Annotated in this window: 20 protein-coding genes; 5 read left to right on the forward strand and 15 right to left on the reverse strand. The window is 43.4% G+C overall.

Annotation, left to right across the window (positions count from 1 at the left end; translation table 11 throughout):
* Positions 1-66 precede the first annotated feature (66 nt).
* The 3 genes from H9628_RS08965 to H9628_RS08975 form a co-directional block, all read right to left on the reverse strand.
* Positions 67-1,500 (reverse strand): T9SS-dependent choice-of-anchor J family protein, encoded by a 1,434-nt coding sequence (locus tag H9628_RS08965; RefSeq protein WP_251833807.1) that lies wholly within the window; start codon positions 1,498-1,500, stop codon positions 67-69.
* A gap of 135 nt (positions 1,501-1,635) precedes the next feature.
* Complete coding sequence (locus H9628_RS08970; protein WP_251833808.1) at positions 1,636-1,911, reverse strand: chaperone modulator CbpM; 276 nt, start codon at positions 1,909-1,911, stop codon at positions 1,636-1,638.
* Positions 1,908-2,816: a DnaJ C-terminal domain-containing protein gene (locus tag H9628_RS08975; RefSeq protein WP_251833809.1), complete on the reverse strand. Its 909-nt coding sequence runs from the start codon at positions 2,814-2,816 to the stop codon at positions 1,908-1,910. The genes H9628_RS08970 and H9628_RS08975 overlap by 4 nt, the downstream gene beginning before the upstream one ends.
* Positions 2,817-2,923: 107 nt before the next feature.
* Here H9628_RS08975 and H9628_RS08980 point away from each other — a divergent pair, with 107 nt between their 5' ends.
* Both H9628_RS08980 and H9628_RS08985 read left to right on the forward strand, forming a co-directional pair.
* Positions 2,924-4,957: a TonB-dependent receptor gene (locus H9628_RS08980; protein ID WP_251833810.1), complete on the forward strand. Its 2,034-nt coding sequence runs from the start codon at positions 2,924-2,926 to the stop codon at positions 4,955-4,957.
* 1 nt (position 4,958) lies between these two features.
* A complete protein-coding gene (locus H9628_RS08985; protein WP_251833811.1) occupies positions 4,959-5,591 on the forward strand; it encodes a hypothetical protein in 633 nt (210 codons plus the stop codon).
* Here H9628_RS08985 and H9628_RS08990 read toward each other — a convergent pair.
* Positions 5,588-9,808 carry a T9SS type B sorting domain-containing protein gene (locus H9628_RS08990; RefSeq protein ID WP_251833812.1) on the reverse strand — a complete coding sequence of 1,407 codons (4,221 nt, stop codon included), beginning with the start codon at positions 9,806-9,808 and terminating at the stop codon, positions 5,588-5,590. The genes H9628_RS08985 and H9628_RS08990 overlap by 4 nt on opposite strands.
* A gap of 91 nt (positions 9,809-9,899) precedes the next feature.
* Between H9628_RS08990 and H9628_RS08995 the strand changes: the two genes are divergently transcribed.
* Positions 9,900-11,132: a dicarboxylate/amino acid:cation symporter gene (locus H9628_RS08995; RefSeq protein ID WP_251833813.1), complete on the forward strand. Its 1,233-nt coding sequence runs from the start codon at positions 9,900-9,902 to the stop codon at positions 11,130-11,132.
* Positions 11,133-11,228: 96 nt separating this feature from the next.
* On the opposite strand, the gene H9628_RS09000 is transcribed toward H9628_RS08995, so the two are convergent.
* The 9 genes from H9628_RS09000 to H9628_RS09040 form a co-directional block, all read right to left on the reverse strand.
* Positions 11,229-12,071: an MBL fold metallo-hydrolase gene (locus H9628_RS09000; protein WP_251833814.1), complete on the reverse strand. Its 843-nt coding sequence runs from the start codon at positions 12,069-12,071 to the stop codon at positions 11,229-11,231.
* A gap of 146 nt (positions 12,072-12,217) precedes the next feature.
* Positions 12,218-14,728 (reverse strand): M1 family metallopeptidase, encoded by a 2,511-nt coding sequence (locus H9628_RS09005; RefSeq protein WP_251833815.1) that lies wholly within the window; start codon positions 14,726-14,728, stop codon positions 12,218-12,220.
* 67 nt (positions 14,729-14,795) lie between these two features.
* Positions 14,796-16,115: a serine hydrolase domain-containing protein gene (locus tag H9628_RS09010; protein ID WP_251833816.1), complete on the reverse strand. Its 1,320-nt coding sequence runs from the start codon at positions 16,113-16,115 to the stop codon at positions 14,796-14,798.
* Positions 16,116-16,177: 62 nt separating this feature from the next.
* Entirely contained in the window at positions 16,178-16,972 is a 795-nt protein-coding gene (locus H9628_RS09015) for a thymidylate synthase (RefSeq protein WP_251833817.1), read from the reverse strand.
* A gap of 36 nt (positions 16,973-17,008) precedes the next feature.
* Positions 17,009-17,449, reverse strand: coding sequence for a hypothetical protein (locus H9628_RS09020; RefSeq protein ID WP_251833818.1), 441 nt, complete (start codon positions 17,447-17,449; stop codon positions 17,009-17,011).
* A 6-nt stretch (positions 17,450-17,455) separates the two neighbouring features.
* Positions 17,456-18,808 carry an alpha-amylase family glycosyl hydrolase gene (locus H9628_RS09025; RefSeq protein ID WP_251833819.1) on the reverse strand — a complete coding sequence of 451 codons (1,353 nt, stop codon included), beginning with the start codon at positions 18,806-18,808 and terminating at the stop codon, positions 17,456-17,458.
* Positions 18,809-18,921: 113 nt separating this feature from the next.
* Entirely contained in the window at positions 18,922-19,506 is a 585-nt protein-coding gene (locus H9628_RS09030; RefSeq protein WP_251833820.1) for a plasmid pRiA4b ORF-3 family protein, read from the reverse strand.
* A 111-nt stretch (positions 19,507-19,617) separates the two neighbouring features.
* Positions 19,618-20,652 carry a sensor histidine kinase gene (locus H9628_RS09035; RefSeq protein WP_251833821.1) on the reverse strand — a complete coding sequence of 345 codons (1,035 nt, stop codon included), beginning with the start codon at positions 20,650-20,652 and terminating at the stop codon, positions 19,618-19,620.
* 9 nt (positions 20,653-20,661) lie between these two features.
* Entirely contained in the window at positions 20,662-21,339 is a 678-nt protein-coding gene (locus tag H9628_RS09040; RefSeq protein WP_251833822.1) for a response regulator transcription factor, read from the reverse strand.
* A 180-nt stretch (positions 21,340-21,519) separates the two neighbouring features.
* Between H9628_RS09040 and H9628_RS09045 the strand changes: the two genes are divergently transcribed.
* Together H9628_RS09045 and H9628_RS09050 are read left to right on the forward strand one after the other, a co-directional pair.
* Positions 21,520-24,126, forward strand: a complete 2,607-nt coding sequence (locus H9628_RS09045; protein WP_251833823.1) for a TonB-dependent receptor plug domain-containing protein — start codon at positions 21,520-21,522, stop codon at positions 24,124-24,126.
* 25 nt (positions 24,127-24,151) lie between these two features.
* The gene (locus H9628_RS09050; RefSeq protein WP_251833824.1) at positions 24,152-25,372 is read left to right on the forward strand and encodes a hypothetical protein; all 1,221 of its coding nucleotides are present in this window, start codon (positions 24,152-24,154) and stop codon (positions 25,370-25,372) included.
* Positions 25,373-25,437: 65 nt separating this feature from the next.
* Here the strand turns inward: H9628_RS09050 and H9628_RS09055 are convergent, their stop codons facing one another.
* Together H9628_RS09055 and H9628_RS09060 are read right to left on the reverse strand one after the other, a co-directional pair.
* Positions 25,438-25,725, reverse strand: coding sequence for a barstar family protein (locus H9628_RS09055; protein ID WP_251833825.1), 288 nt, complete (start codon positions 25,723-25,725; stop codon positions 25,438-25,440).
* 15 nt (positions 25,726-25,740) lie between these two features.
* On the reverse strand, positions 25,741-26,295 hold the full coding sequence (locus H9628_RS09060; RefSeq protein ID WP_251833826.1) for a ribonuclease domain-containing protein: 555 nt from the start codon (positions 26,293-26,295) through the stop codon (positions 25,741-25,743).
* Positions 26,296-26,303 lie beyond the last annotated feature (8 nt).

The following is a 26,303-nucleotide window of genomic DNA, read 5'->3' on the forward strand; positions in this document are numbered from 1 at the left end:
CATTAGAGATAAAAAAATCCGCCTCAGTGCTGAAGCGGATTCTATTATTAAAGAATAATATTAATATTACTTTTTAATGGCTTTGAAAGATTTAGATGTACCGTCTTCCATTTTCAGCGTAATGATATACAAACCTGCCTTAAGTTCTGAAAGGTCAACTTGAGCTGCAGCTTTCATAGATTTTACCTGTCTTCCGGCAACGTCGCTTACGGAAACAGATTTCACGTTTTTCACATCAGAAATATTAAGAACGTCAGTGAAAGGGTTTGGATATACAGAAAGGTCTGCTTTCACGTTTTCTGACGCAGCCAATACGCCCAGACATGTAACACTTCTCGTATGCGAGGTAGATGAGTTTGTAGCTCCTGTACACGTAGCATCGGTATGAACGTAGAATCTAACAGTACCCGTTGAAGTAGCTTTATACAATAGCGGTCCTACACCGTGCTGCAATACTACAGGAGTTGTGGCATTGGTCGCGATGGTGATATAGTAACCTGGTTTAAGTAAAACTTCGAATCTATAGGTATTTCCGCTTACAACATTTACTGCAGAATATTCACCAGCCCAAGCCGTAGTTCTGGTAACAGAAGTAGTTCCGTTGCAGTTTGATGGTGTAAGTGTACCGTAAAGGCCGTTCGGCGATGTAGTACAACCTGTTGCAACAAAGGTTTTAGTGGTGAATGTATATACTGTATTACAGTTTACAGCACTTCCTGCAGAGTTTACAGCAACAACTTTCCAGTAATATTGTGTACCTGATAGCAGAGGATTGCTTGTTGCAGTGCTGAATGTAGCGGTAGGGTTTGTATAATTACCAATCTTGGTAGTAGGATTTGGGTTTGTATCCATGTACAGCTCATAGTAAGACACAGGACCACCGGTGGTAGGCGCTGTCCAAGTAAGCGTTGTATCAGTGGCATCCACATCTACTGTATTGTTTGCCGGAGTTGCCGGAGTTGGGCAGTCAGGAGCTACACTAGGCGCAGTATCATTCACGATATTGTCAAACAACAATCTGAATTTGTCCGCGGAAGTTGCATGAAAGCCCACATAAATTGTCTGTCCAACATATGGCGTCAGATCTAAGATCACCTGCGACCAAGTACTTGGAGCGGGTGCATTTGCCTTGATAACTGTGGTAAAAGCAGCTGCTGTAGCAGTTGTAGTAGAAATTTTCACATCATATTCCTCAACATACGCGGGATCCTGATTTTTCACAAAGTAGGTAATCCTGTCATTTAAACCAGCAGTAACCGTAATTGCCGGAGTAACAAGGTAGTCATCATGTGCCACATCATCATAGTTGATTTGCGCAGCATTTGGCGCTGAAATCACAGAGCCCGGCGCACCTGCAGTAATTATAAATGTTGAAGGTCCTCCTCCATTGATAACAGACCATCCTGCAGGTAAAGTGGTTCCGCTATCAAAATTTTCTGAAAATTGAGCATTGGCACCAATTCCAAGTGCCAAAAAGCACGATAATAAAAGTTTTTTCATAAATAGAGCTAAATTGTTAAACGTAGCCAAAACTAAACATTTATTTTTAATAAGCTCAAATTTATTCATTAATATTTATCGATTTTAAACAAATCTTAGTAATTTCCTAATGAATTTTCTGCGTGTTTTTGCGGTCTATCTGAGATTTTGCCTTAATTTCAAATTTTCCGATCGCAGCGCCTCCATTTTTGAAAGCAGATGACTGATGATTTCAATTCCCGGAATATTCACTTCCAGATCATAGTGCCAGGTTGCATATTTTTCGAAAGCCGGCAACTCTTCATAAAGCAGGTAAGTCACCTCATCTTCGGTTTCCGTGTTCAGCAGTCCCGAATTTTGTAGCGAATCAAAAAAACTCACTTCGATCTTGTATATTTTCACGAGTTCCTCGCGGGATATCCTGTTGCTCATTTTGTAAGATTTTTAAGCTGTTGAAACAATTCCTTCTCTTTATCACTTAGGCCTGTGGGTATTTGTACCCGATACGTTGCGTATAGGTCGCCAAATTCATTTTCCTTTTTATAGACTGGCAAACCTTTGTTTCTGAGGCGCACTTTCGTACCGTTTTGGGTTTCCGGCGCCACTTTAAGTTTTATCGGGCCTGAAAGCGTCTCAATGTTTAGTTCACCACCCAAGACCGCAGTGTAAAGGTCAATTTCCACATCAACACTCAGGTTATTGCCGTCACGTCTGAACTTATTGTCCTCAGCAATGTTAAAAGTGATGTACAAATCACCATTAGGTCCGCCATTGTGCCCGGGATTCCCATGTCCACTGAGTTTAATTTTCTGGCCGTCTGCAATACCTGCCGGAATGGTAATGCGGACTTTTTTGCCATTTATCGAGAAGGTTTGCTGATGTGTAGCGGCAACATCTTTGAGGCTTAATGTAAGTTCGGCGTTTACATCCTGCCCTTTGAATTTCCCTGAAGCGCTGCCTCTTTGCCGGAAACTGCCGCCACCGCCAAACATACTTTGGAAAAAGTCTGAAAAATCATCTCCGTCGCCAAAATCTGCGCCGCCGAACTGTCCAAAACCGCCTGCGGAACTTTGTTGGCGCTGCTGCTGACGCGCTTTTTCGAATTCTTCGCCATGCTTCCAGTTTTCACCATATTTGTCGTACTTCTCACGATTTTCGGCATTACTCAGCACCTCGTTCGCCTCATTTATTTCTTTAAATTTTTTCTCTGCCTCCTTATCACCAGGATTCACATCAGGATGGTATTTTCGCGCAAGTTTCCGGTACGCTTTTTTCACATCGTCGGTCGTTGCGTTTTTGCTGATTCCCAAAATCTTATAATAATCTATGTATGCCATTATTGCAACCTTTTACTCAAATTTAAGAAAATTATCAATTAAAATATACCAGTTGAATCTTCATTTTTGCCGCACACATCGGGCGCATTTACCGTATATTTATCTTAATGAAATTAAAATTTTCCACATTTTTAATGTTTTTGGGCTTTTGCATTACGGCACAGACAGTTGATTCTACAAGCCTGATCTCTGAAGTTGTAATAGATGGTTACCGAAAACCGGCCAAGCTGATGACAGCTACACAGTCCGTGGCGGTTACATCAAGTCATGTACTTCGCCAAAACGCTCCGGACAGGTTAGTAGAATCCCTAAATTTGCTCTCTGGCGTAAAAATGGAAGAACGCTCGCCCGGCAGCTACCGCATTTCGATTCGTGGCAGTACGCTGCGCTCGCCATTTGGCATCCGCAATGTGAAAATTTATCTCGATGATTTCGTGCTTTCAGACGCGTCGGGCAACAGCTACCTGAATCTTCTCGATCCTGAACTGTTTCGGAGCATCGAAGTTTACAAAGGTCCGGAAGGCGGGGATTTCGGTTCCGCGACGGGTGGCACCGTACTACTGAAAACTTCCTCGCCGTCCATTGCAGAATTTGGCGTCAGCGCTGGCAGTTTTAATAATTTCAAAGGAAAAGTCGATTATTCCGGCAGGGGTGAAAAATCATTTTTACGCATGTTCAGCAGCTATCAAATGATGGATTCATACCGTGAACAGTCGGCGCTCGAACGAAAGTTTTTCTTCCTGAATGCGGGCAGAAATTACTCCGAAAACAACGAGGTTAAAGGCATGCTGATATATTCCGATCTTGCCTATCAAACACCGGGCGGACTCACCTTTGATCAGATGATGCAAGACCCGCGGCAGGCGCGACCAAAAACGCAGGCCGTGGGAGGTGCCAAAGAGCAGCAGGCCGCTATTTACAACAAAACTGTGATGGCAGGACTTTCAAATGTCCTGCAGTTCGACGAAAAATTAAGCCATTTCATCGCGGTACACGGCAGCTATACCGATTTCCGGAATCCGTTTATCACCAATTATGAAAAGCGTTTTGAAGTGGGCGCCGGCGTGCGCACGCATTTCAACTTCGAAAATAACTTTGAAAATATTTTTTCGCAGTCGCGGATTGGCTTTGAAGGCGCAACCGGCCACGCTGTAATCAGGAACTTCGATAATAATGCAGGACAGCCTGCCGGTGCTCAAAACTTTGACAATATTTTCACGCGCAGTGGCTTCTTTTTCTTAAGCCAAAAAGCTGTATTAAAACAAAAACTGTTTATTGACGCATCTTTAAGCTTGAATTTGATGAAGTATGAATGGGAAAGCCTCTTTCCAAACGCTGAAAACGGCGTGAAAAAATTTGATAACGAACTGCTGCCAAATTTTGGTGTAAGTTATACGGTCTCGCCGGGATTGTCCATTCGCGGTAAACTCAGTAAAGGAAATTCGGCGCCGACGACGGAAGAAATACGCTCTTCAGCACAACAAATCAATACCGACCTGTTCGCAGAAAGCGGTTGGAATAAGGAAGTCGGATTACGTAAACAGTGGGGAAAATTTCTTTATACCGAGTTGAATGTATTCGATTTTAGGTTGAAAAACGCAATCGTGCGGCGTGAGAACGCATCGGCACAGGAATTTTTCGTGAATGCGGGCGAAACCGTACAAAAAGGTATCGAATTTACCGTAGAAACCGGCAAATTAAATCTGAATAACTCAGTTTTAAACGGTTTGAAATTGTATTTTTCAGGTAATCTGTTCGATTTTAAATTCAAAAACTATGAGAAAAACGAAACAGATTACTCGGGCAACGAGCTCACGGGTGTTCCTGGGACGTCGGTACAGGGTATTGTTAGTTTTGATATCCTTAAAATCATTAAGGCAGACATCACACACTTTTACACTTCAAAGATGCCGCTCAATGACGCCAATACGGTATTCTCAGAGGCCGCGCTTGTTGGAAATATAGGATTGGGCATGCCCATTGCAGCAGAAAAATTTGATATACACGTCTCTGCGCGCGTGCAAAACATCTACAATTCCTTATACAGTTTGGGTTATGACATCAATGCTTTTGGCAACAGATATTATAATCCGGCAGCAACGCGCAACTATCTGCTGGGCATTACTTTTAAAATCAAATAAGATGAAAAAGATCATTCTTCTTGTTCAGGCTGCGGCAATTTTAAGCTGCTCGAAAAACGAAAAGCTACCCACAATGATCGAAAATAATACGGATACAGCGGTTGCGTTTTCCCCTACACCGCCACATTCTGATGTTCAAACACAAAATCTAAAAGACATCAATCGTGAAATACTGCAAATATTAAAACAAAAAAATTACCGCGCACTTGCACATTTCATTCATCCGCAAAAAGGTGTGCTGTTCTCAATGTACTCGTATGTTGACCCAAAAGAAGATAAAGTTTTTACGCGTGAGGATTTCTTGAAATATATCAATAGCCAGATTAAATTCACGTGGGGACATAAGGATGGAAGCGGCGACATTTATCAGACGTCCCTTCAGAATTATCTTTCTGATTGGGTCTATAAACGTGATTTCAGCGCAGGCGAATATTTTGAAAATGAAATAAAAGGCAGAGGAAATACCCTCGTCAACATCAGCAAAGTGTATCCGCAAGCTGTTTTTACGGAAAACTATATTCCCGGAACCGAGCAATATTCCTTTATGGACTGGAATTCCCTGCGACTTGTTTTTGAAAAAGTGGAAAACAAATATTATCTGGTCGCGATCGTCAACGACCAGTGGACTGTTTAATTTCTATTTTTAAGGAAAATCCAGCCGTAGAAAATCCGTCCGTCCGGCAGTCTCAGCACGTACCAATAAGTATCTGTCGGAACCGGTCTTCCCATCCAGCGGCCATTCCAGGAAAGTCTGTCCGGGCCTTCTTCCTGATGAACCAGCACCTGCTGTCGGTCAAAAATCTGTATGGTGGAATTGGCTCCGTCAAAAACGTCAAGACCGGAAACTTCCCAAACATCGTTAATGCCGTCTTCATTCGGTGTGAAGGCGTTTGGAATGTTCAAAATCACGCCTTTTTTAGGCAGACCGATACATTCTTCACCCGAAAATTTCACATAGAAAGTGGTCTGTCCCACAGGCAGATTATAGAAAATATTACCCGTTTGCCAGCTCATACCGTCAATGGAATACAGAATCGTTTTGCTGCCGGTCGCAATTACCGTGTAATTATTTCCGTTTGCAACGAGTTGTGTGATCACGGGAACTTCATAATGACGTACTTCGAAACTTGTGCTGAATGTACATCCGTTTGAAGCCACCACATCTAAGGTATAGGTCCCGGTCTTATTCACTCCGCGCAGCTGGTTGCTTGTAGAAACGGTGGTTCCCACAGGATCCTTCCAGCTAAACGAAACAATATCCTGACCTGTAAAATCTGGTGTGATGTCCACCGAATCATTATTATATGGGCAGAAATAGTAGGTTGGCAAGGTAAACTGAGGCGTTTTCTTCAGATTAACATTGATCACCGCATACACTGGACAGAACCCGGCAAATGAAACCTTTACATAAATCGCGGAGTTTTGACTGTTTTTATTAAAGCTAAAGGTTTGAGGGTTCACAATTTGGTTTACCGCATTGTTCATATCGGCAAGAGAAGGATAATATTCGAACTGTGCACCCGGATATATTTCATTCTGATACTGCGTGAGATCTATGGTTTCCTGCCCGTCATTCAGTGTATCGCACTGTGCCAGCGCAAATGGACCGGAATTGATGAGTGGTAATTTTGTACCTGGATTTAGGTTGATTGCGGAGATATCATCACATCCCGGAATATTTGCAATTTTTACAAATATTTGCGCAGGCAAAGGATTTACTCTGAAATTTTCCGGATCAGCAATAGCATTCACCCCATTTTGAGCATCGGGTAGCGTTCGGTAGAAGGTAAAAGTATTGTCAGGATCGTTAAGGTCAATTACCTGAGTAGTGTATTGCAGTAAGTTCAGTTCATAGAGTCCGTCAAGATTACTGTCGCAAATGTTATTGATTGTAGAATTAATGGCTTTTGGCGGAAAATAAGTGCGAAGATGAATCGGTTTTACCGAATAGCATCCACTGGTTTTCGACTCAAAACGCGCGTAAACCGTCACTAGTGACTGCATTGTAACCTGAGCAGAACTGATTGCGGTAGTCGGAATGCCGGCGTTTGCGTCGGCTGCAGTGCGGTAGTATGTAACCGTCATCCCACTTAGCGGCACACCGTTTTCAGCAGCATCATACATTTGCGGAAGCGCCGAATTCAGATTAAAACTTTCATTGAAATTAAACTGTTCATCACAGATCCGGAGAGTAGCTTCTTTAATTCGCGGCGCCGCTACAAAATCGATCTTAAGCTTGATCACGCTCACAGAAAAACATCCGGTGGAAGTGTTTCGCACACGCACATAAACTGTGTTCTCGCCTATTGCCGCGAATCTTTTCGGATCCGGAATAAGGCCGCTGAAGGTTTGACTGGAACTGTTGTAACCGGTATAATAAGTGAAATCTACCGCCGGCCCACCTGTGTAAAGTTGCGCCTGATGCTGCGTAAGGTCGTAAGCCTCGCCACCATCATTGTTATTGTCACAGTAGCTTTTTCGGTTTACCGCAATTTCCGGCGTTACCACTGGTGTCGGAACCAGCTGAAGATTGATTGGATAAACTTCCGAACAGCTGTTAACTTCGATCCGCACAAAAAGCTGGGTAGGGCCGGTCAACGTAAAACTTGTAAGCGCGTTCGAGTTGTCCTGTGCCTCTTGCACCGAAGCAAAATACCGTATCGTGGCAGGCTGCGCACCGGCAATTTGACTTGTATATTGGTTCAGGTTAAATGTTTCTGTATTGTCATTATTAAAATCACACACGGTAAAATTATTCCTTACCGCCACCGGATGCGTTAATACTACCGTGATTGTGCGCACTGTGTAACATGTAGGCGATTCTTCAAAGCGCACGAAATATCGAACCGTCACGGAATTTCCATTATCGGTAATCACCTGTGTAGGCGAAATGGGATCTAAACCTTCTTCGGCGTCAGCTGCATTGGCGTGAAAAGTTGTGGTAACACCAGTGAGCGGACTTTGCAGCATGCTACTCGATAAAGTGGCTAAATTCACCGAGACATCTTCAGAACCATCGAAACACAGCTGAGCGACTTCATTTGTAGCTACCACCTCATTGAAATCAACATTCAGCCGGACTTCCGCAACTGAAAAACAGCCTCCAGGTTCCTCCACCCGCACATAAACAGAATATACTCCTTCTTTCACCGTCGTTACCTGACTGCCAACTCCCTGATAAGCCTGCTGATAAGTCTCATAATAGGAAATTATAACGCCTGTGGCGGTCGTAACCAAGGATGAAACATTCGCGGCAAAATCATAAGGTTCGGTGTTATTATCATTAACATCGCAAATAGTAAGGTTTAGGTCTAAAGGCGAATTTACTGCAGGTCCGGGTGTGAAATTTACTGTAACCGGACCGATTACCTGTGAACATTGGGCTGTAGTCAACCGGATCCAAAGCTGCGTTCCGTTTGTCAGCGTGGCCGAAGTTACCGCATTCGTATTGTTTTGCGCATCGGCCTGTGAAAGGAAATACGAAATTGAACCCGAAATTTCCGGCGCAAAAAGCTGAGGATTTAATCCCGATAAATTATATGCCGCTTCAGTACCGTCATTATTTGTATCACATATCGAAGCCGTATTTGAAAGTATCACACTGTTGATAAACTGAAACCGCAACATGGCAACACGGTAGCAGTTTGCATCCGCTTTGTTTTGTACCCGGACGTAGATAACCTGTTCGGAATTGACATTCACTGATGTGGATACGCTGTTCGTATTGGCATTAGCGTCCGCCAGTGTGTTATGGTAAGTAAAAGTAAACAGCGCAGGATCCTGCGGCGTGAGAAACTGCTGGAAATCATCAAGGTTAATCGATTCACTGCCACCTGGAGGAGTGCAGAATACTTTCGTGTAGTTGCGCACGAGCGGAAAATCTGGCGCAAATTTTACGTCAATGGAATCTGTAAGCACAAATGGAGAACCACACATTTGATAGGTAGCTTTCACCGTGTAAGAAGTGTTCTGTGACGGACAAACATCAATGCTACTGCCCGATCCAAGCGCGGTACCTGCCGCATTAAACCATGAAATGACAGGTGTAATTACGTTTCCATCCGGAGAAAAGCGCCAGGCCTCTTCCAGTGCTGACCAAATACCGGTGTTGCGGCCAGCGGGCGAATACCCAACGGTGCCGTTGCTGTTTATTATTCCTAAAAGCGCGTTCGAAAAACGGGCTGTCGGGCAAGGCAGTTCTTTATTTTCAATGAATATTTCAATTTCATTCGTAAACTCCGTCAACACAATTTGGGTGGAGGATCTTTCCTGACAGCCCACCACGCGCCCGCGGTAAAAATTAATTACCAACTTCCTGCACGCACCACTCTGAATTACGGAATAATAAATCTCCGAAACGTCTGCCGAAGAAAAAACCAAATCCTGGAACACACCAAAAATAGCATTATGAGGTAACAATGGATCGGGATTGGTCTTTTCGATATTAGGATAACTGAGTTTGCCGAGCAATGAGGTATCAAAACTTACAAGGCCGTTCGACCCGATTACAAGTTTGTTATAATTATTTCCAAAAAAACAGAACCGAAAGGGGATATCGATTACTTCTGCATACAGGTCGTCATAATTTGCATTTAGCGGTGTACCTTCATTGAAAGGAATATATGGCGAGTATGCGATTGCCTCAGCTTTATACGATGTGGCCTCGCGCACTGAAGGCGCGGATGCCTGAAGTGAAAGGCACTGAGAATTTTTTAGCGGGTAGCTGCAGTCAATTAATACCTCATCATTGCCCAGAGTGTCTGTTGCCGTGAATGGCGTGCAGGTTTGGGAAAATAAGATGCCGGAAAAAGTAGACACAAGTACTGAAAAAAAGAATAAGATCTTTCTCATCAGCTTAATTTTAGTTAGTAATATTCAACGGATCAACAGCCCCCTGTCTCGGTGTAAAAAATTACATTTGTATACCTAACACTTAATTTTCATGAAAAAACTCATCAATAACTATTCCGCTATATTCCTTCTTTTAGCGGGAATTCTCGTGGGAAGCCTTATCGGAATCTTCGCCCCGCAGGCGGTTATTTACCTTAAACCACTCGGCGATATCTTCCTTAATCTGCTGTTTGTAAGTGTAGTGCCACTCGTCTTTTTCGCGGTGGCCAATTCTATAGCTTCACTTGAACAGCAGTCTAAATTTGGGCGGATCGTTATTTCGATGATCGCGACTTTCCTTCTGTTCATCATTATTTCAGCAGTCTTCACCATCATCGCGGTTTACCTCTTCCCTACCGAGGCTTTGCCAAGCACCGGCGGCGAAATTCCCGAGAGCGGAAATTCAACATCGTGGAATGACCGTTTGGTAAGTTTCTTTACTGTAGGCGAATTTACTGAACTTTTTTCCAGAAAAAACATGCTTGCCCTGCTTATTTTCGCATTCTTAACAGGAACAGCTGTAAGAAAGGCCGGAGAGGCGGGTCTTGTGTTTAAAAAGTTCCTCGCCTCGGGATTTGAAGTGATGAAAGAACTTTTACTTATGGTGATGAAGGGCGCCCCCGTAGGTTTGGGAGCCTACTTCGCATACCAGGTAGCCACAATGGGTCCCGAACTTTTCGGGTTTTACGCAAAACCGCTCGGACTTTACTATGTGGCCGGCGCGGTATATTTCGTTATATTTTTCTCGCTTTATGCCTGGATTGCCCGATCAAATTCGGGTGTGAAATCCTTTTGGAGAAACAACATTTACCCATCACTTACGGCGCTTTCTACGTGCAGCAGTTTTGCGACTATGCCTGCGAACCTGCAGGCAGCGGCGAAAATCGGTGTTCCGGCTGCAATTGCGAACATTGTGATCCCGATTGGCAGTACACTTCACAAGCAAGGCTCCTCAATGTCTTCCATCATTAAGATCTACGTGGCATTTTTGATAATAGGTGAAGATTTTTTTGATCCGATCAATTTGCTTTTAGCCCTCGGCATCACGGTTTTTGTGAGCATCGTGGCGGGTGGTATTCCGAACGGCGGCTACATCGGCGAAATGCTGATGATTTCAGTTTACAATCTTCCGGTAGAAGCAATTCCGGCAGTAATGATTCTTGGGACACTGGTTGACCCGTTGGCTACAGTTCTCAATTCTACGGGTGATACGGTGGCGGCAATGTTCGTCACTCGTATTACAGGGGAGAAGTTTTTGGCGGAAGATGAACACCTAAATATTTAGCCTAAGGATTTAAATATTATGTAAAATGGCTTCGCACATGCTATTGATGTTTTTCTTTAAACTAAAAAAAGCCGTTCCGGAGAACAGCTTGTTTTTTCAAATATCCTTAGTCCAGACCCAGCGGCCGTGATCGGGAACTGCTACATTGTCCCAATCTGCAAGCAGAGTATCAATGCCTGTTTTGAGTTCAGTTCCACTCATCGCGGTTCCATGGCCGGGCACTAAAATCTGCGGATCTAGTGCCGCCAACTTTTCAACCGATGCTTTTGCCTCGCTCCAGTTCGTGGTCAAATATACCGGCGGGCCGCAAACTTCTTCTTTTTGAATTAATACTTTATACAATGAATCCTGTTTAACGGTAATCAGGGCATCAGCTGAGATCAGAATCCCGTCACGTTCGCGGTACAGCGCGATTTGGCCTGGTGAATGTCCCGGAACATGAATCCACTTCCAATCATCAAAGAAGGGTACGGTTCCATCATCCGACAATTGCTGCAAAACCTCACTGATGTTCACCGGTTCGTTCGGATACACGGATGAGATCTTCGCGAGAACACCACCTTCTACGGACGTGTCCGGCTCTGGGTAACTTTCCATTCCGGTCAGAAATGTAGATTCCAGCGGATGCGCGTAAACAGGTACATTCCATTCTTCTACGAGATGCACGATGCTGCCGACATGATCGAAATGTCCATGCGTAAGGATGATTGCTTTTGGCGGATTGTTCTCCCCGAAGCGCGATTCTGCAACCTTAACGATTTCTTTCCCTGATTTTGGCATGCCCGCATCTACCAAAACCCAGTCGCCACCGGGATTTCCAATCATCACCAGATTGACGATCTGGTTGGTGTAATAAGCCACATCGGGCGCTACCTCGCGGAGTTTCCCGCTGTCAACGGAAGTCATTGGAATAATCTTGTTGTCTTTACTCTGTTCCATAGTACTGATTTTCAGCATTTGAACCAAAAGCGATGCCGTAACATTTCATATCTGTTCTGAAAATTCTTAAAATTTCACTAAAATTCAGATAAAAAAAAGCTGCTCCATAAAAGGAACAGCTTTAATGAATTTAATTTGAATTAAAATTACTGGTAAGCCTGAATTGCTTTGTTAATGGCATCTACCTGCTGATTGATTGTAGTACTCGACGGATTTGCCTTCAAAACCGCCATCTTCTTTGCAAGACCGTCGCGAAGGATCTGAACGATCATCATTTTAGCCTGCGGATTATCACCAATCTGACCTTTAACCTGCGTCAGGATTTTGGTAATGTTTTCCGTCGCCTTCAGGTTGTCTGAACTCATTATCCAGTTGTAACCTTCTTCAGCTACAGTCCCCAATTCTGGGTTCTGGAATTTTAAAAATGGATAAAACGCCACCGTAGAAGCAATAGCAGGCATGTGTTTTTCCATTTTGTTCTTCACGATGATGGGAAGTAATTCACCAATCAGATCATCACTGGCACCCTCAAGATCGATCTTATCGGCAAATGATGCTACACGTGCCGGATCAGCGGCCGCAATTCCCGCCAGGGAACTCGCTTTCACCGAATTTGACAACGCGCTGATTCCTTTTTCGAAAAGCGGAAGATATTTTTTGTCTTTGGTCTTTGCAAGCGCTGAAATTGCCGCAGCCTGAACCAAAGTTTTCGGGTCGTTTGCGGCCATTTTCTCCACTTCCGAAATCGCGGCTTTCGCCTGGTCACCCTTAGACAAATCAAGTCCACTAAGCGCTTTCATACGGATCCTGAAATTCGAATCTTTAAGTGCAGCTACGAGTGTTTTAAGAGTAGACGCATTTTTAACCGCGTTTTCGCTGGCGTTTTCTACAGCTTTATACCGGCTCAGGAAATCTTGGGATGTAGAATACTGCGTGAAGTACTGCTCCGGAGTTTTATTTTCTGTAATTTCTGCCAGCAAAACACCGTCTGCATTGATGTTGATGAAATCCGGATTTTTTGAAACCGCAAAATAAAAATCGTTTTTGTCTTTCGCACTTACCCAAACGTTTTTGCGCGTAGGTTTTCCGTTTTCATACACATCCAGTGCCAGTGGAAACTCAAAATTCCCACCCAACTGCGTTTGATTCACAGTGATCTGCACCTGCTTCTTTACCGGTTCAAAAGTAGTGGTGTACGAAATCTTTGGGTGCCCACTGCCAAAAAACCACTGATTGAAAAACCAGTTTAAATCCTTGCCCGAAACTTTCTCAAGCGAAAGCCTGAACTGATGCGCCTCGCCGGTACCGTATTCATTGGTTTTAAGATAATCGTTCATGCCCGCCCAGAACGCATCGTCGCCGAGATAATTTCGGAGCATGTGCAGGATAGAACCTCCTTTGTTGTAGGAAACTCCATCGAACATGTCTTCTTTGTTGTGATAATTGAAACGCACCAAATCTTTGGTAACGTTTGACGGATCACGGAAATAACCTTCCGCCGCTTTCATTAAAGTATAATCTGCGAAATCTTTTCCGTACTTGTGCTCATTCCAAAGATATTCCGAATAATTGGCGAAAGATTCGTTAACCGTAAGGTTACTCCAGCTTTCGGTGGTAACCAAATCGCCAAACCAGTGGTGGAAAAGTTCGTGTGAAATAACGTCTTCCCAACGGTTTTCATCAATCAGGTCTCCGGGTTTCTGCTGCGCTGATTCCTGGTGAAGCACGGCGGTGGTGTTTTCCATCGCGCCCGAAACGTAATCTCTTGCGGTGATCTGCGCGTATTTGGACCACGGATAATCGTAGTTCAGTTTCTTTGAAAAGAATTCAAGCATTTCCGGTGTGTTCCCGAAAATCTGTTTTGCATAAGGCTCATATTCTTTTTCTACATAATAATCTACCGGAATATTGCGCCATTTGTCTTTAACTACCGCATAATCGCCCACACCCATGAAGAAAAGGTATGGCGCGTGTTTTTTGTCCATCACCCAGTGATCGGTACGTAATCCGTTGGCTTCTTTAACCGAAGATTTCATCAAACCGTTCGATAAAGTCACGTATTTATCGGGCACCGTCATGTAGATTTCCTGCGTGGTTTTCTGGTTGGGTTTATCGATTGTTGGGAACCAGGCCGAACTTGCTTCCGTTTCACCCTGCGTCCAGATCTGTGTGGGTTTATCGGCGTCTTTACCCTGGGCATTTACAAAATAAAGCCCTTTAGCATCGGTGATCGCGGCACTGCCTTTGGTTTTTAGCTCGTTCGGACGCGCGGTATATTTAATGTAAACCGTGTAATCCTGATTTCGGCTATAGGTTTTATCGAGACTGATTTTCAGGAAATCATCTTTGTACTGAAATTTTAATGGCGTTTTCGATCCGTTTTTATCTAAAGCCACTTCGCGGATCAGCATAGCTTTGGCATCGAGCACCAAAGAATCTGACGGGTAAAAGTGCGGACTTGCGGTGAGCCAGGCTTCGCCGTTCATCTGCTCTTTCGCATAATCGAAATTTACTTTCAGTTTTGTATGCTTGAGTTCAGTAGATTTAGTGTGCGTAGCGCGGTAAATTTCGGTTCTTCCGGAGGTTTCTGTTTGTGCAAAGACGTTTCCGGAAAAGAGGATTCCCAAAAGGCTAATGGAAATGATCAGTTTCTTCATGTATATCTGTTTAAGATTTGTTCTTTTTGATGTTTAAATATATCAAATGTAAAGTTTATAAAACCAACTATTGCTTTGTAAATACGAGCTCGTTTGCACCCTGTTTAAAATCAAACGTGTTTTTTCCGGGGTTGAATTGTATTTTAATTCCCGCCGGCAAAAACTGGAATTCAGTATCGGAAATCACTTCCAGCGCAAACGCGCCCTGACCCGTTGCCTGAGCCATCAATTTATTATTCTCTACGAATATTTTAATATCCAGCGGAAAATTTGGTGCTTTATAAGTGCCATCATAAGTTTTCAGAATAGATAAGTCCACACTTTTTACTTTAAAATCGGGCATTTCAAAGTCCATATTCATCGCGGTTTTCAGCATATTGATCGAGATCTGATTCACATCATAATCCGACTGATTGGTAATGAAACTGATGCCTGCTTTATCTTCCGGAAAATAAAACACCACAGAGCGGAACTCCTCTATCCGCCCGCTGTGGCCATAACCATACTTGTTGATAAAAGGTATTTTGGCCAAGCCAAAACCATAATTATCCCGGAAATCCTTCATCTGAGCGAGGCTTGCTTTAGAAATGAGTTTACCTTCTTCCAATGCGATGATAAATTTTAGAAGCTCCGTAGGCGTTGATATCAGATTTCCGGCGCCCACAGGAACGCTCATGTCGGTTTCGGCATTTTTCTGGAACTGGCCATTATTAAAGAAATAAGAATTTGCCTGATTTTCGGAAGCGTTTATTTTGCCACCGACACGCGTTAAATTCAGTTTTAAAGGTTTTGCAATTTTGTCTTGTATTAAATCTGCGTAAGGTTTTTTATAGATTTTTTCAAGAATATATCCAAGCAGAATATAGTTCGAATTGCTGTAAGCATGTTTTTCGCCCGGTACGAAATCGCTTTTGTATTTCGCGATGATGTCCACCATTTGCTTTTCACTCTGCGGCTTTTGGTGATAATCCCAATATTCCTTTTCGTCGGTGAGATTATGGATGCCGGTGCGGTGCTGCAGCATCTGCTCCACGGTGATTTGCGCAGCGTTCGGCACTGAAGGATAAAATTCTGAAAGTTTGGTCTGAAGTGTAAGTTTTTTCTTTTCTACCGCCTGCATCACGAGCACAGCGGTGAAAATCTTTGATACCGAGCCGATTCGGTATTGGGTCTTCATATTCGCTTTCTGCTGGGTTTCGGCGTCTGCAAAGCCGGTAACTTTTACAAAATCGGGTTTCCCGTTTGTGGCGAGCGCGTAACTTCCCATTGCTTTGTGATGAGCGGCAAGTGAATCCAGATACGCGGAAAGTTTTTCGCGGTTGCCTTGCTGTGCAAAGCAGAGACTCATCAATCCGGATAGTGCAACTGTAAATAATTTGGTTTTCATGATCGGTTTTGCTTAATGGGTAGCAAAAAAAACCGATTAGTTACGCGCAGATAAACAGGTTTTTAAATCGCCACAGGCGCCTTGATGCCCGGATACGAATCGTAATTTTCCAACTGGAAATCTTCAAAATCAAAATCGAAAATGTCTTTTATCTCAGGATTGATTTTCATTTGCGGCAAAGGTTTCGGCGTGCGCGAAAGTTGCTTTTGAACCTGCTCAAAATGGTTGTTGTAAATATGAACGTCACCGAAAGTGTGTACGTACTCACCTACTTCCAGATCGCAAACCTGCGCCACCATCATCAGCAGCAAGGCATAACTCGCAATGTTAAACGGTACACCCAGAAAAACATCAGCACTGCGCTGATAAAGCTGCAGCGACAGTTTACCGTCAGCTACATAAAACTGAAAAAGTGCGTGGCAAGGCGCCAAAGCCATATTCGGGATTTCCGTTACGTTCCAGGCAGAAACAATCAGCCGGCGGGAATCTGGATTCTTTTTTATCTGGTCAATGACTTCAGAAATCTGATCCACAATTTTACCGTCAGCGCCAGCCCAACTTCTCCATTGCGCGCCATAAACCGGCCCCAGATCACCATTTTCATCCGCCCACTCATTCCAGATCGAGACGCCGTTATCCGTAAGATATTTGATATTGGTGTCTCCTTTCAAAAACCAAAGCAATTCATAGATAATGGATTTCAAATGCACTTTCTTAGTCGTCACGAGCGGGAAACCTTTAGCCAAATCATAACGAAGCTGATAACCGAAAACACTGCGCGTGCCTGTTCCTGTCCTGTCAGTCTTATCAGTTCCGTTGAGGTGAATATGTTGGAGTAAATCTAGATAGTTCTGCATTTATATATTTAAATAAAATTAAATCCGGCCTTTAAATTACCAAATGTTTTCGATAAGATTTTGCTTTCCGTTCAACACGAAACTCTGTTTCGGCTCTAAGCCTTTCATAGCCTGTGCCAGCGGACTTTCAGGTGAAATGATAAAAATCTTTTTACCACCGCGCACTATTTCACCCGCCGAAACCGAGATGTAAAAAAATCCGTTTTCAGTCTGTATCAACGCACCTCTTTCAACTTTCTGCGAGGGTTTATCTGAAATTGTACGCAGCGATTCGAGTTTTTTTAAGACATCATTCAGCTGAACCTGCAGGTTGTTGATCTCCTGCTGCACCATTTCACGCGAGGTTTCGTACTTGTCGCCCATCGAACTTTTGGTTTCGTTGTTCGCGGCACGGGTCTCGTCGATCAGTTTTTCGAGATAAACAGCCTTTTCTGAAAGTTTATCGTGAACGGATTTTAAGATTTCGGCTTTGTTCATCAGCCATTATTTTTGCATCACGGCATAACCGCCAACCGGCAAATAGAAATTTTTGTCTTTCGCAAAATCCTTCACAGGACCGCTGAATACGTTTTTAAAGACGCCGGAAACATTTGAATCATCAATGGTGAACGGAACATTTTCCTTCGAAAAATTCAGCACCACCAAAACCTCATCATTTCCATTCTTTCTTACGTAAGCCAGCACTTTATCGTCTGCGGATGTCTTCAAAACCGTACTTGTCGCAGCAGGATCACCACCTCTCAGCGCGGTATTTGTTGACTTTAAATTCAACATTGTTTTATAGAAATCGTGAAGTTCATAAATCCCGTTCCAGGGAATCGGGTCTTTCTCGAAAAACTCAAGACGTTTTGTTTTTAAAGGCAGTTCCTGGCCGTTGTAAATGAGCGGAACACCATTCCAGGTGATTGAGAACACGGCTAAAGGTTGAGCAAAAACGCCATATTTCTCATACTCAGTTCCGTTCCAGGTATTTTCGTCATGATTTGAGGTAAACCAGGCACGCATCGATGAATCACCGATGGCGGTATATCTTGAAAGCAATGTTTTAAGGTCATCGAAAGTCGTTTTGCCCTCGTTGAAATCTTTGGTTTTATGCATCCAGTTCCAAATATAGCTCGCGTCGAAAACTTTACCGTAATCAGGATTGTCGAGTTCATCAAATTCGCCTAACCAGAAAAGCGGTTTTACTTTTTCCGCTTCAGGACGCGCCTGCTGCCAGAAATCTACTTCTACCCAGGCCGCAAGGTCGCACCGGAAACCATCGATATTGGTCTCGCGCACCCAAAATTTCATCGCATCGATCATGGCTTCACGCATTTTCGGGTTGCTGTAATCGAGCTCGATGATATCATCCATGCCGGAAGCGATCTGGAAATCATTCGTCTTTGGATCTATTAGATAAAAATCAGGATTTGTCTTGGTCCACACGTGATCCCAACCGGTGTGGTTCGCCACCCAATCAATTATTACCTTGAAACCCATTTTGTGCGCTTCATCCACCAGATGCTTGAAATCTTCCATCGTACCGAATTCAGGATTTATCGAAGTATAATCCTGCGCTGCGTACTGGCTGCCGAGCGGGCCTTTCTTGTTTTTTTGGGCAATCGGCGTAATCGGCATGAACCACAGCGTCTTCACTCCCATATCTTTCAGGCGTGGAAGTTCCTTCTCAAAAGCACGGAAAGTTCCTTCTTGTGTGTACTGACGAACGTTTACTTCATAGATATTGGTGGAATGTTTCCATTCATTCGGATGATCTGTCATGTTGGAGGTTTTTTGTGTAGAGCAGGAAATAAGGGCAGCACCCAGGAAAATGGAGAAAAGTATCTTTTTCATTACTGAAAGGGTTTTAGGCAAATTTATCATTTTTAAACTTAATGGTTTGTGCCGGGAAGCTATTAAAAGTGGGCTCCTGCATAAAAAAACCCCGAAAAAACGGGGTCTGTATTTTAGATCTCATCTGAATCATCATCATCGAATGTATCATCATCGAAATCGTCTTCGTCGTCATCGAAACTGTCATCATCCTCATCCGGAAAACCTGTAGCCGCGAACTCCTCTTCGAAACTTCCAAACTCATCATCCATCAAAGGCATGGCCGAGTTTTTAGATCTTTTCGCGCCCGATTTACTTGGTGCTTTCAGTGGCATATTTCCGAAACGGAAAACGGTAATAGGATAATTAACAGCCGGCTTTTCATCAATGATTTCTACCAGTTCCAGAAAAAACTCCCACAGATCCATGAAACCGTACTGGAAGTGCACTTTGTCGCCTACTTTTTCGAAAGCTTCCTTGACATACACATCAGACATGATCTCGCCGTCACCGTCGTCACTCATATCCTCCAGCGGCACGGTCTTCATCACCATGCCTTCTTCATCCAGAATATTAAAAAGCGACAGGTCTTCGCCCATCAGCGTGAAAGCGCTTTTTATGCCGAGATGTAAATTCCAGAGTGTTTGTTTATCCTTGATTTCAATATCCCTGAAGATATCGTCTTTGGTGTCTAAAATTATGCGGATTTTATAAACCATTTTTGCTTTTAATTTGGGTAATTGTTAGGTTGCAAATATAAAACAATTGGGTGCCGTCAAAAAAAATTGCCCAACCTTTTATTAAAAAAAAATTACTTAAATTTTCCACCGCTACTGTGCGCTGCGTTCAAGAAAGAAGGCAAATTTCGTTCCTTCGAGGAAGACGCTTTCTACGGTAATATTCTCGCCGTGCGCCTCCAGAATATGCTTCACAATTGCCAATCCAAGACCTGATCCGCCCTCCTTTCGGTTACGGCTGGTTTCCACGCGGTAAAAACGCTCGAAAATTCGCGGCAAGACTTCGGGTTTTATGCCCATACCGTTATCTTCCACTTTTACGAGCACTTTATTCTTCAGGATGTGCGTGCTGATGATGATTTGCGCTTTGTCACGGTTTGCGTAATAAATTGCATTTGAAATAAGGTTGATCAAAACCTGGGAGATCTTTTGTTTATCGGCATTTACGAAGATTTGCGCATTTGACGTCTGTAACTGAACCAGGGCATCTTTGCGCTCGGCTTCAAGGTCGAGCAGATCGATGATCTCTTTTATAAGTCCGTTGATTTCAAACCGCGAAATCTGCAGCGAAATCTCCCCATATTCATACTGATTGATCATTTCAAGATCCTGCACGATGTTCAGAAGCCGCTCCACAGATTTCTGTATTCTTTCGAGGTATTTGTCACGTATGGCCAGATTTTCTACGCCACCGTCTACCAGCGTCTCCACATATCCCTGAATGGAAAATAGCGGCGTTTTCAGCTCATGGGAAACATTGCCGACATATTCTTTCCGGTAAGTTTCCATCTCCTTCATGGTGTCGATCTCGGTCGCGTTCTTTTGGCTTAGCTCGGTAAAGCGCTGCTGCAAATCGTGCAGATTCAGGTTCTCACTCTCCGGCACGATATCTTCGGGTAAAATTGTCGAAATTTCGCGGATCTGTTTCTTCCCGTATACATTGAAAAGAAAATCAAGGATCACATAATTCAGCACGAAAATAACCACAATACAAGCCGCCAGAGCAAGATAGAAACCCTGCAGATCGCGGACCGCCGTACTGTGAGAATAATCGAAAAGCACGGCTACCAGCGACATGGCAACCGTAAGATACAGCGAAGCAAGGAGCGTAAGTCTGTGAAACTTCATCAAAAACTTTTAAACCACTAATTTATAGCCAATACCTTTCAGCGTCTGAATGGTGCCAATGCCAAGTTTCTCACGCAGGCGGCGAATATGCACGTCGATGGTGCGTTCGCCCACGATCACATCATTTCCCCACACTTTTTCGAGGATTTCCTCACGTTTAAATACTTTATTGGTGTTCGAGGCCAGAAGATAAAGCAGATCAAACTCTTTCTTCGGTAAAAGAAACTGCTGCCCTGCCTTTGAGACGCGGAAGTTGTCTTTATCGATGCTTAGATCGCCGGCGGTCACAGTTTGTTTGGCTTCATACACATTTGAGGTAAGTTCAAGCAGCGCATTTACTTTTGAAATAAGAATTTTTGGTTTAATGATTTTCACAATGTAATCATTAGCGCCAGCCTGAAAACCTGCGAGCTGAGAAAACTCCTCGCTTCGCGCGGAAAGAAATACGATAAGTGTCTTCTGAAGTTCAGGGATTCTCCGCAAATCCTGGCAGGTTTCTATTCCGTCTTTTTCAGGCATCATCACATCAAGCAGGATCATATCGGGGACGATTTCTTTGGCTTTTCCGATGCCTTCATTGCCGTTTTGGGCTGTGTAAACATCATATCCCGCTTTTTCGAGATTGTAAGACAGGATTTCGAGAATATCCTGCTCATCATCTATTAACAGTATTTTTTTCTGATTCATTTTAAGACTTTAACCTTTCAAAGTTAGTCAATTTTAGAGGCGATAAAACGCCCAGAAAAATCTTCACAATAAATTAATATGACGCTGATTTTTTTAATAAATATTTAAAAGTTATTTAAAATCACCGCAACGCGTTTCGCCACCAGACGACAGACCTTTGCCGTGATAAAACTTTTAAAAATGAAGATCAGCAAACTGAGTATTGCAGTTGTTTTCCTTTCTACACCATTTACTTTCGTTTACGCACAGCAGGCAAAAAACGATACGGTTCAAAAAGAGAAAAATATCGAAGGCGTCGTTATTCAGGCATCAGGAAACAAAAAGACGGAAACGGCAATTCTGGGTGAACAGAAGAAAGCCATCATCCAGAAACAGGCAATCAGTGCTGCAGAAATCACCAGAAAAGGAATTTCGAACGTGGCACAGGGATTGACAAAAGTAACCGGAATCACCGCTGTAGAAGGCCGCGGACTTTTCGTAAGAGGCCTGGAAGAGCGATACAATACATTGTTGATTAACGGACTGGCTTCGCCATCAAACAACCCATTCCAGAAAATCATCGCGCTGAAGCAGTTTCCGACGGACGTTGTAGGAAAACTGAATATATACAAAACTTTCAATTCGAACCTTTACGCGGATTTCGCGGGTGCAACTTTCGATATCGAAACTTTAACGATGGACAAAGCTTTCACTAAAGTTGAATTCGGCTTCGGCTATAACACACAAACGACATTTAAAAACTTTAAGGTAAATCCTAACGCTTACACCGCGGCAGGTTACTTAGGTTTTAATTCACAGGACCGCCAGTTGCCTTCTCAGGTTAAAGGTTACGTGCCGACGAATTATAATTTCACCCAAAATGAATCTGTAAACTCATTCAAAGACGGCTGGAATGCAGATAACATCAAAGCGCTTCCAAATACAAGCATCGGCTTTACGACGGCGCAAAGTTTCAGAATAAGTGATTCAGGAAAACTCGGACTTTTGCTTTCCTTGAATCAGGGCAGTAAATATGAAATGCTTGAAGGTGATAAAAACCAGTTCATTTCCCTTCAGACGGAAGGAAAGATGAACAATGATCTTCACCGAAAAGAATACACTTACGAATTGGAATCATCGGCTCTTTTAGGACTTGGCTATAAAGACCGCGGTCTGGATGTCGCTTTAAACGCGATTTTCCTGCAGAATTCTACCAATATGATCTCGGATTTCGTGGGTTATAAAGACCAAAAAGTTCAGGATGCGGGCAGACGTTTTTTCCGCGTAGACCAAATGGACCTTTCGAAATTTGCTGATATCCAATTGTTGGCAAGTCAGAAAATCGGTGACAGATACGTGATCAAAGCCGGTGGTAGCTGGGTGACAAATAATTTCCAGCAGCCGGACCGTAAAATTTCCGAAGGTTTCTTAACCGGCGTTCCGAATCAAGTGGAAATGACTTTTGGTGGAAACAACCTGATCCGGCAATATCTTGATGTAAACGGAAAAGATTATTTATCAGGTTTTGCTGAATATTCCGTGTCCTTGGGTGAAAAGGGTGACAGAAGAAGCTATCCGTGGCAAGTGGCAGTTGGATACAACGGTTTCTTTGACAGACGAAGCAATTCATACCGATTCATCGCCTCGAACATCGACAATGTACAGCTTAGAACCGTGATTGTAGATATTGACAATCCGCAGCAGACTTACAACGATTATATCATGCGCGGCGCATTTCACTTTAAAGAAGAAACCAATGAGAATGATTACCGCTCGCACCTGTACCAGTTTATCAATGCTGGTTACGTAAACCTAAATTTCAAACCTAATGATTCCTGGGATATCCTGGTCGGCGGACGTGTGGAAAACAATTTGAACATCACCCGCTACAAAGAACAAAGCGATAAGGAATACAATAATCTTCAGAGAAACCAATATTTCATCCTGCCTTCATTCTCTTTGAAAAAGGCCTTAAACCCGAAATCAAACATCCGTTTCGCGGTAAGCAAGACGATCACAAGACCAATTCTTATCGAGTACATGCCGATTACGTACATCAATCCGGATAACGAAAACATCATCGGTAACATCAATCTGAAAAACAGCGAAAACTACAACCTTGACCTTAAATACGAGGTCTTCCCAACAAGCAAGGAGCTTTTCGCAGTAAATCTTTTTGCTAAAAGAATCGATCACGCAATTGAAAGAAGTTACACCGCTTCCGGAAATTCAAATGGTGTGGCGATTACATTCTTTAATGCTAAAAACGCCGTGCTGGCGGGAGCTGAACTTGAAGGAATCTTAGACCTTTCCAGAATTTTCGAATCGATGTCAAACTGGAGCCTTGGTGCTAATGCGACGTTCATGTATTCAAAGGTTGAACGCAGCGCCGAAGAACTTGAACAGGAAAAACCAGCCAACTTCAGCGGAAATCTAAAAGACAGACAACTTCAGGGTGCCGCACCGTGGACAGCCAATGCAGATTTAAAGTATGAATTTAAAAATGCCAAAAACTTGCCCCACACGTTGTCATTGATTTATAACGTTTCTGGTTCCAAAATATTCACGGTAGGAACCTCCGGCCTTGATCACATTTATGAAAGACCTTTCCATCAACTCGATTTTGTGTACAACGCACAACTGACTAAAAACTGGAATATAAAACTCGGCGTTCAGAACATCCTGAACAGTATATACAAATTGGAACAGGGTGACGAAGGGTACATTCCTCTGGATGTAAGAACCAACATACATACTGATTATAAGCGCGGTATGACTTTCAACTTCTCGGCGGGCTATATATTCTAAACCAACATCAAACTAATTTAATATTATGAAAAAACACATCTTAAATCTTTGGGCGCTGGCCGCAGTTTTAGCGGTGACTTCTTGTACAGTCGAAATCCGCGAAGATGCGGACATCAATGGCGGCGGAACCACACAGAATCCCGCAACCGGCGCAGTTCTAAGCGGAACGGGATCACTTTCGGGGACTTTAAAACAGAACACTACCGTGAAGAAAGGAAATTACACGTTGGAGGGTGTGGTAAAAGTGCCGGAAGGAATTACTTTGACCATCGAGCCAGGTGCAACTTTCACCGCAAAAACTTCCGTGAGCAGTAGTCTTGTGGTGCTCCAAGGCGGAAAAATTTATGCGGAGGGAACAGCGGCTGAACCGATCGTGTTTACTTCAGACAATAAGAAATCAGGTGACTGGGGCGGTTTGACGATCTACGGAAACGCACCTATCAAGGCGATAAACGGCGCAGCAAAAGCACTTTCTGAAGACGGAAACAACGTATACTATGGCGGCGACAATCCAAATGATAATTCTGGTAGTTTAAAATTTGTTAGGGTTGAATATGGCGGAAAGAAAATCGGTGACGGTACTTCTGAGACCAATTCGCTTACTTTTTATTCCGTCGGTGCCGGAACCACGCTTGAAAACCTTGTGGCATATATGGGAACTGATGATGGTTTCGAATTTTTCGGTGGAACCGTGAGTGCTAAAAACATCGTGTCTTACGGTAACTACGACGATTCTTTCGACTGGCAGGATGCATGGAGCGGACAAAACAACAGCAGTTGGTACGCTTACCAAACAACGATTGGAAACTTCGGAATGGAAATCGAAGCATCCGGAAACGCTGACAACACAGCGCCGAAAATAAACGGGATTACGTTGATCCGCGAAGCCAACACGAAGCCGGAAACAGCAGGTTCAATTGAAGTTTCCGCAATCCAGTTCAAGAAACACGGAAACGGCATCTTTACTGATGTATATATTGACGGTTATCACGACACAGACGGCAAAAAAGCGTACGCTGTATTAATTCAGGACGCTGCTACCGAAGCTGAGCAGGTGAACAAAGGTAAAATCATTGTGCAGCCGGTAAACCATCTTAATTCAAGCAATCTGAACATGTGGGGTTACAGCTACGTCCCGGCCGTGCCGAAAACTTTCACAAGTGATGCCGGCGTAAAAAAAGTAACGCTTACACCCGGAAACTGGGCTACGGTTAACGGCGTTGACCTTTTGGCAAAACTTAAATAATTTTCATTCTTCATATCAAACAGAAACCACCGCGCTGCGGTGGTTTTTAATTTAAACAGAAAGAGTTATTCTTCGTCTTCGTATTGTTCCAGATAATAAGCAAAAGAAAATTCCTCGATTTCGTCTTCTGCGTCTTCAAGCGCCAAAAGCAAATCCTCGAACGTTTCAAGCTGGTCAACGCTCATATTTACGAACTCGATATGCAGCGGCAATTCCGCAAATCCACTCACGTAATCACTTAACGCATCCAGATTATCACCAAAAAATTCAGGCAGCGCGGTTTTTTCTTTAAGTTGTGTGTAAAAATCTTCATAATCCCCGATTTCGGTAAAGTCGATGTAAATGGTTTTCATAGTTTATTTAAAGTCTTATTGCTTTTGGAAAGTTTTGTAATGATCGTGAGTCAGCCACACATCCCCGTTTTCAGTGAAAACGATGCGGTCTGCATTTCGGCGACCACAAGTGTAATTCACGTCTGCCTCAAAATATTGCGCGCCTGTAGGCAAAGTTTTTTCCCTGTTGCTGAATTTATCTCCGCCAATCGCCCTGCCCGGCAAAACATCGCATAAATTACCTTTTGAAGCCACCCAACCTTTGTTGCGCGCCTCGCCTTTTGTGAGGTAATATTCCGGGAGTTTTTTATGGGTCTGAACAAAGTCAACCACGAGTTTTTCGGCGGTTAATTCGTCAATTTCTGAGTTGTTGCCAGAAGACTTTGAGGCGGAATTTTCAGAATTATTTTTTTCCGGGCTAAATGTTTCGGAAAATTTCTCATTGTTATTTCCGGTAGAATTTCCGTTTGTATAAACCTTTTCTGTATTCCCTTTCTTCTCAATGAGATAATTATCGATGAGATACATCACCAGAAACGCCGACAGCATCCCAATGATGAAAAACAGAACCAGTTTTATGCTATGTTTCATTTATTATT

The sequence above is a fragment of the Kaistella pullorum genome, from assembly GCF_014837035.1.
Classification (GTDB): Bacteria; Bacteroidota; Bacteroidia; order Flavobacteriales; family Weeksellaceae; genus Kaistella; species Kaistella rhinocerotis.

Coding starts and splice junctions, on each gene's coding strand:
- H9628_RS08965 (WP_251833807.1), bottom strand. CDS start 1,500: ATGAAAAAACTTTTATTATCGTGCTTTTTGGCACTTGGAATTGGTGCC.
- H9628_RS08970 (WP_251833808.1), bottom strand. CDS start 1,911: ATGAGCAACAGGATATCCCGCGAGGAACTCGTGAAAATATACAAGATC.
- H9628_RS08975 (WP_251833809.1), bottom strand. CDS start 2,816: ATGGCATACATAGATTATTATAAGATTTTGGGAATCAGCAAAAACGCA.
- H9628_RS08980 (WP_251833810.1), top strand. CDS start 2,924: ATGAAATTAAAATTTTCCACATTTTTAATGTTTTTGGGCTTTTGCATT.
- H9628_RS08985 (WP_251833811.1), top strand. CDS start 4,959: ATGAAAAAGATCATTCTTCTTGTTCAGGCTGCGGCAATTTTAAGCTGC.
- H9628_RS08990 (WP_251833812.1), bottom strand. CDS start 9,808: ATGAGAAAGATCTTATTCTTTTTTTCAGTACTTGTGTCTACTTTTTCC.
- H9628_RS08995 (WP_251833813.1), top strand. CDS start 9,900: ATGAAAAAACTCATCAATAACTATTCCGCTATATTCCTTCTTTTAGCG.
- H9628_RS09000 (WP_251833814.1), bottom strand. CDS start 12,071: ATGGAACAGAGTAAAGACAACAAGATTATTCCAATGACTTCCGTTGAC.
- H9628_RS09005 (WP_251833815.1), bottom strand. CDS start 14,728: ATGAAGAAACTGATCATTTCCATTAGCCTTTTGGGAATCCTCTTTTCC.
- H9628_RS09010 (WP_251833816.1), bottom strand. CDS start 16,115: ATGAAAACCAAATTATTTACAGTTGCACTATCCGGATTGATGAGTCTC.
- H9628_RS09015 (WP_251833817.1), bottom strand. CDS start 16,972: ATGCAGAACTATCTAGATTTACTCCAACATATTCACCTCAACGGAACT.
- H9628_RS09020 (WP_251833818.1), bottom strand. CDS start 17,449: ATGAACAAAGCCGAAATCTTAAAATCCGTTCACGATAAACTTTCAGAA.
- H9628_RS09025 (WP_251833819.1), bottom strand. CDS start 18,808: ATGAAAAAGATACTTTTCTCCATTTTCCTGGGTGCTGCCCTTATTTCC.
- H9628_RS09030 (WP_251833820.1), bottom strand. CDS start 19,506: ATGGTTTATAAAATCCGCATAATTTTAGACACCAAAGACGATATCTTC.
- H9628_RS09035 (WP_251833821.1), bottom strand. CDS start 20,652: ATGAAGTTTCACAGACTTACGCTCCTTGCTTCGCTGTATCTTACGGTT.
- H9628_RS09040 (WP_251833822.1), bottom strand. CDS start 21,339: ATGAATCAGAAAAAAATACTGTTAATAGATGATGAGCAGGATATTCTC.
- H9628_RS09045 (WP_251833823.1), top strand. CDS start 21,520: ATGAAGATCAGCAAACTGAGTATTGCAGTTGTTTTCCTTTCTACACCA.
- H9628_RS09050 (WP_251833824.1), top strand. CDS start 24,152: ATGAAAAAACACATCTTAAATCTTTGGGCGCTGGCCGCAGTTTTAGCG.
- H9628_RS09055 (WP_251833825.1), bottom strand. CDS start 25,725: ATGAAAACCATTTACATCGACTTTACCGAAATCGGGGATTATGAAGAT.
- H9628_RS09060 (WP_251833826.1), bottom strand. CDS start 26,295: ATGAAACATAGCATAAAACTGGTTCTGTTTTTCATCATTGGGATGCTG.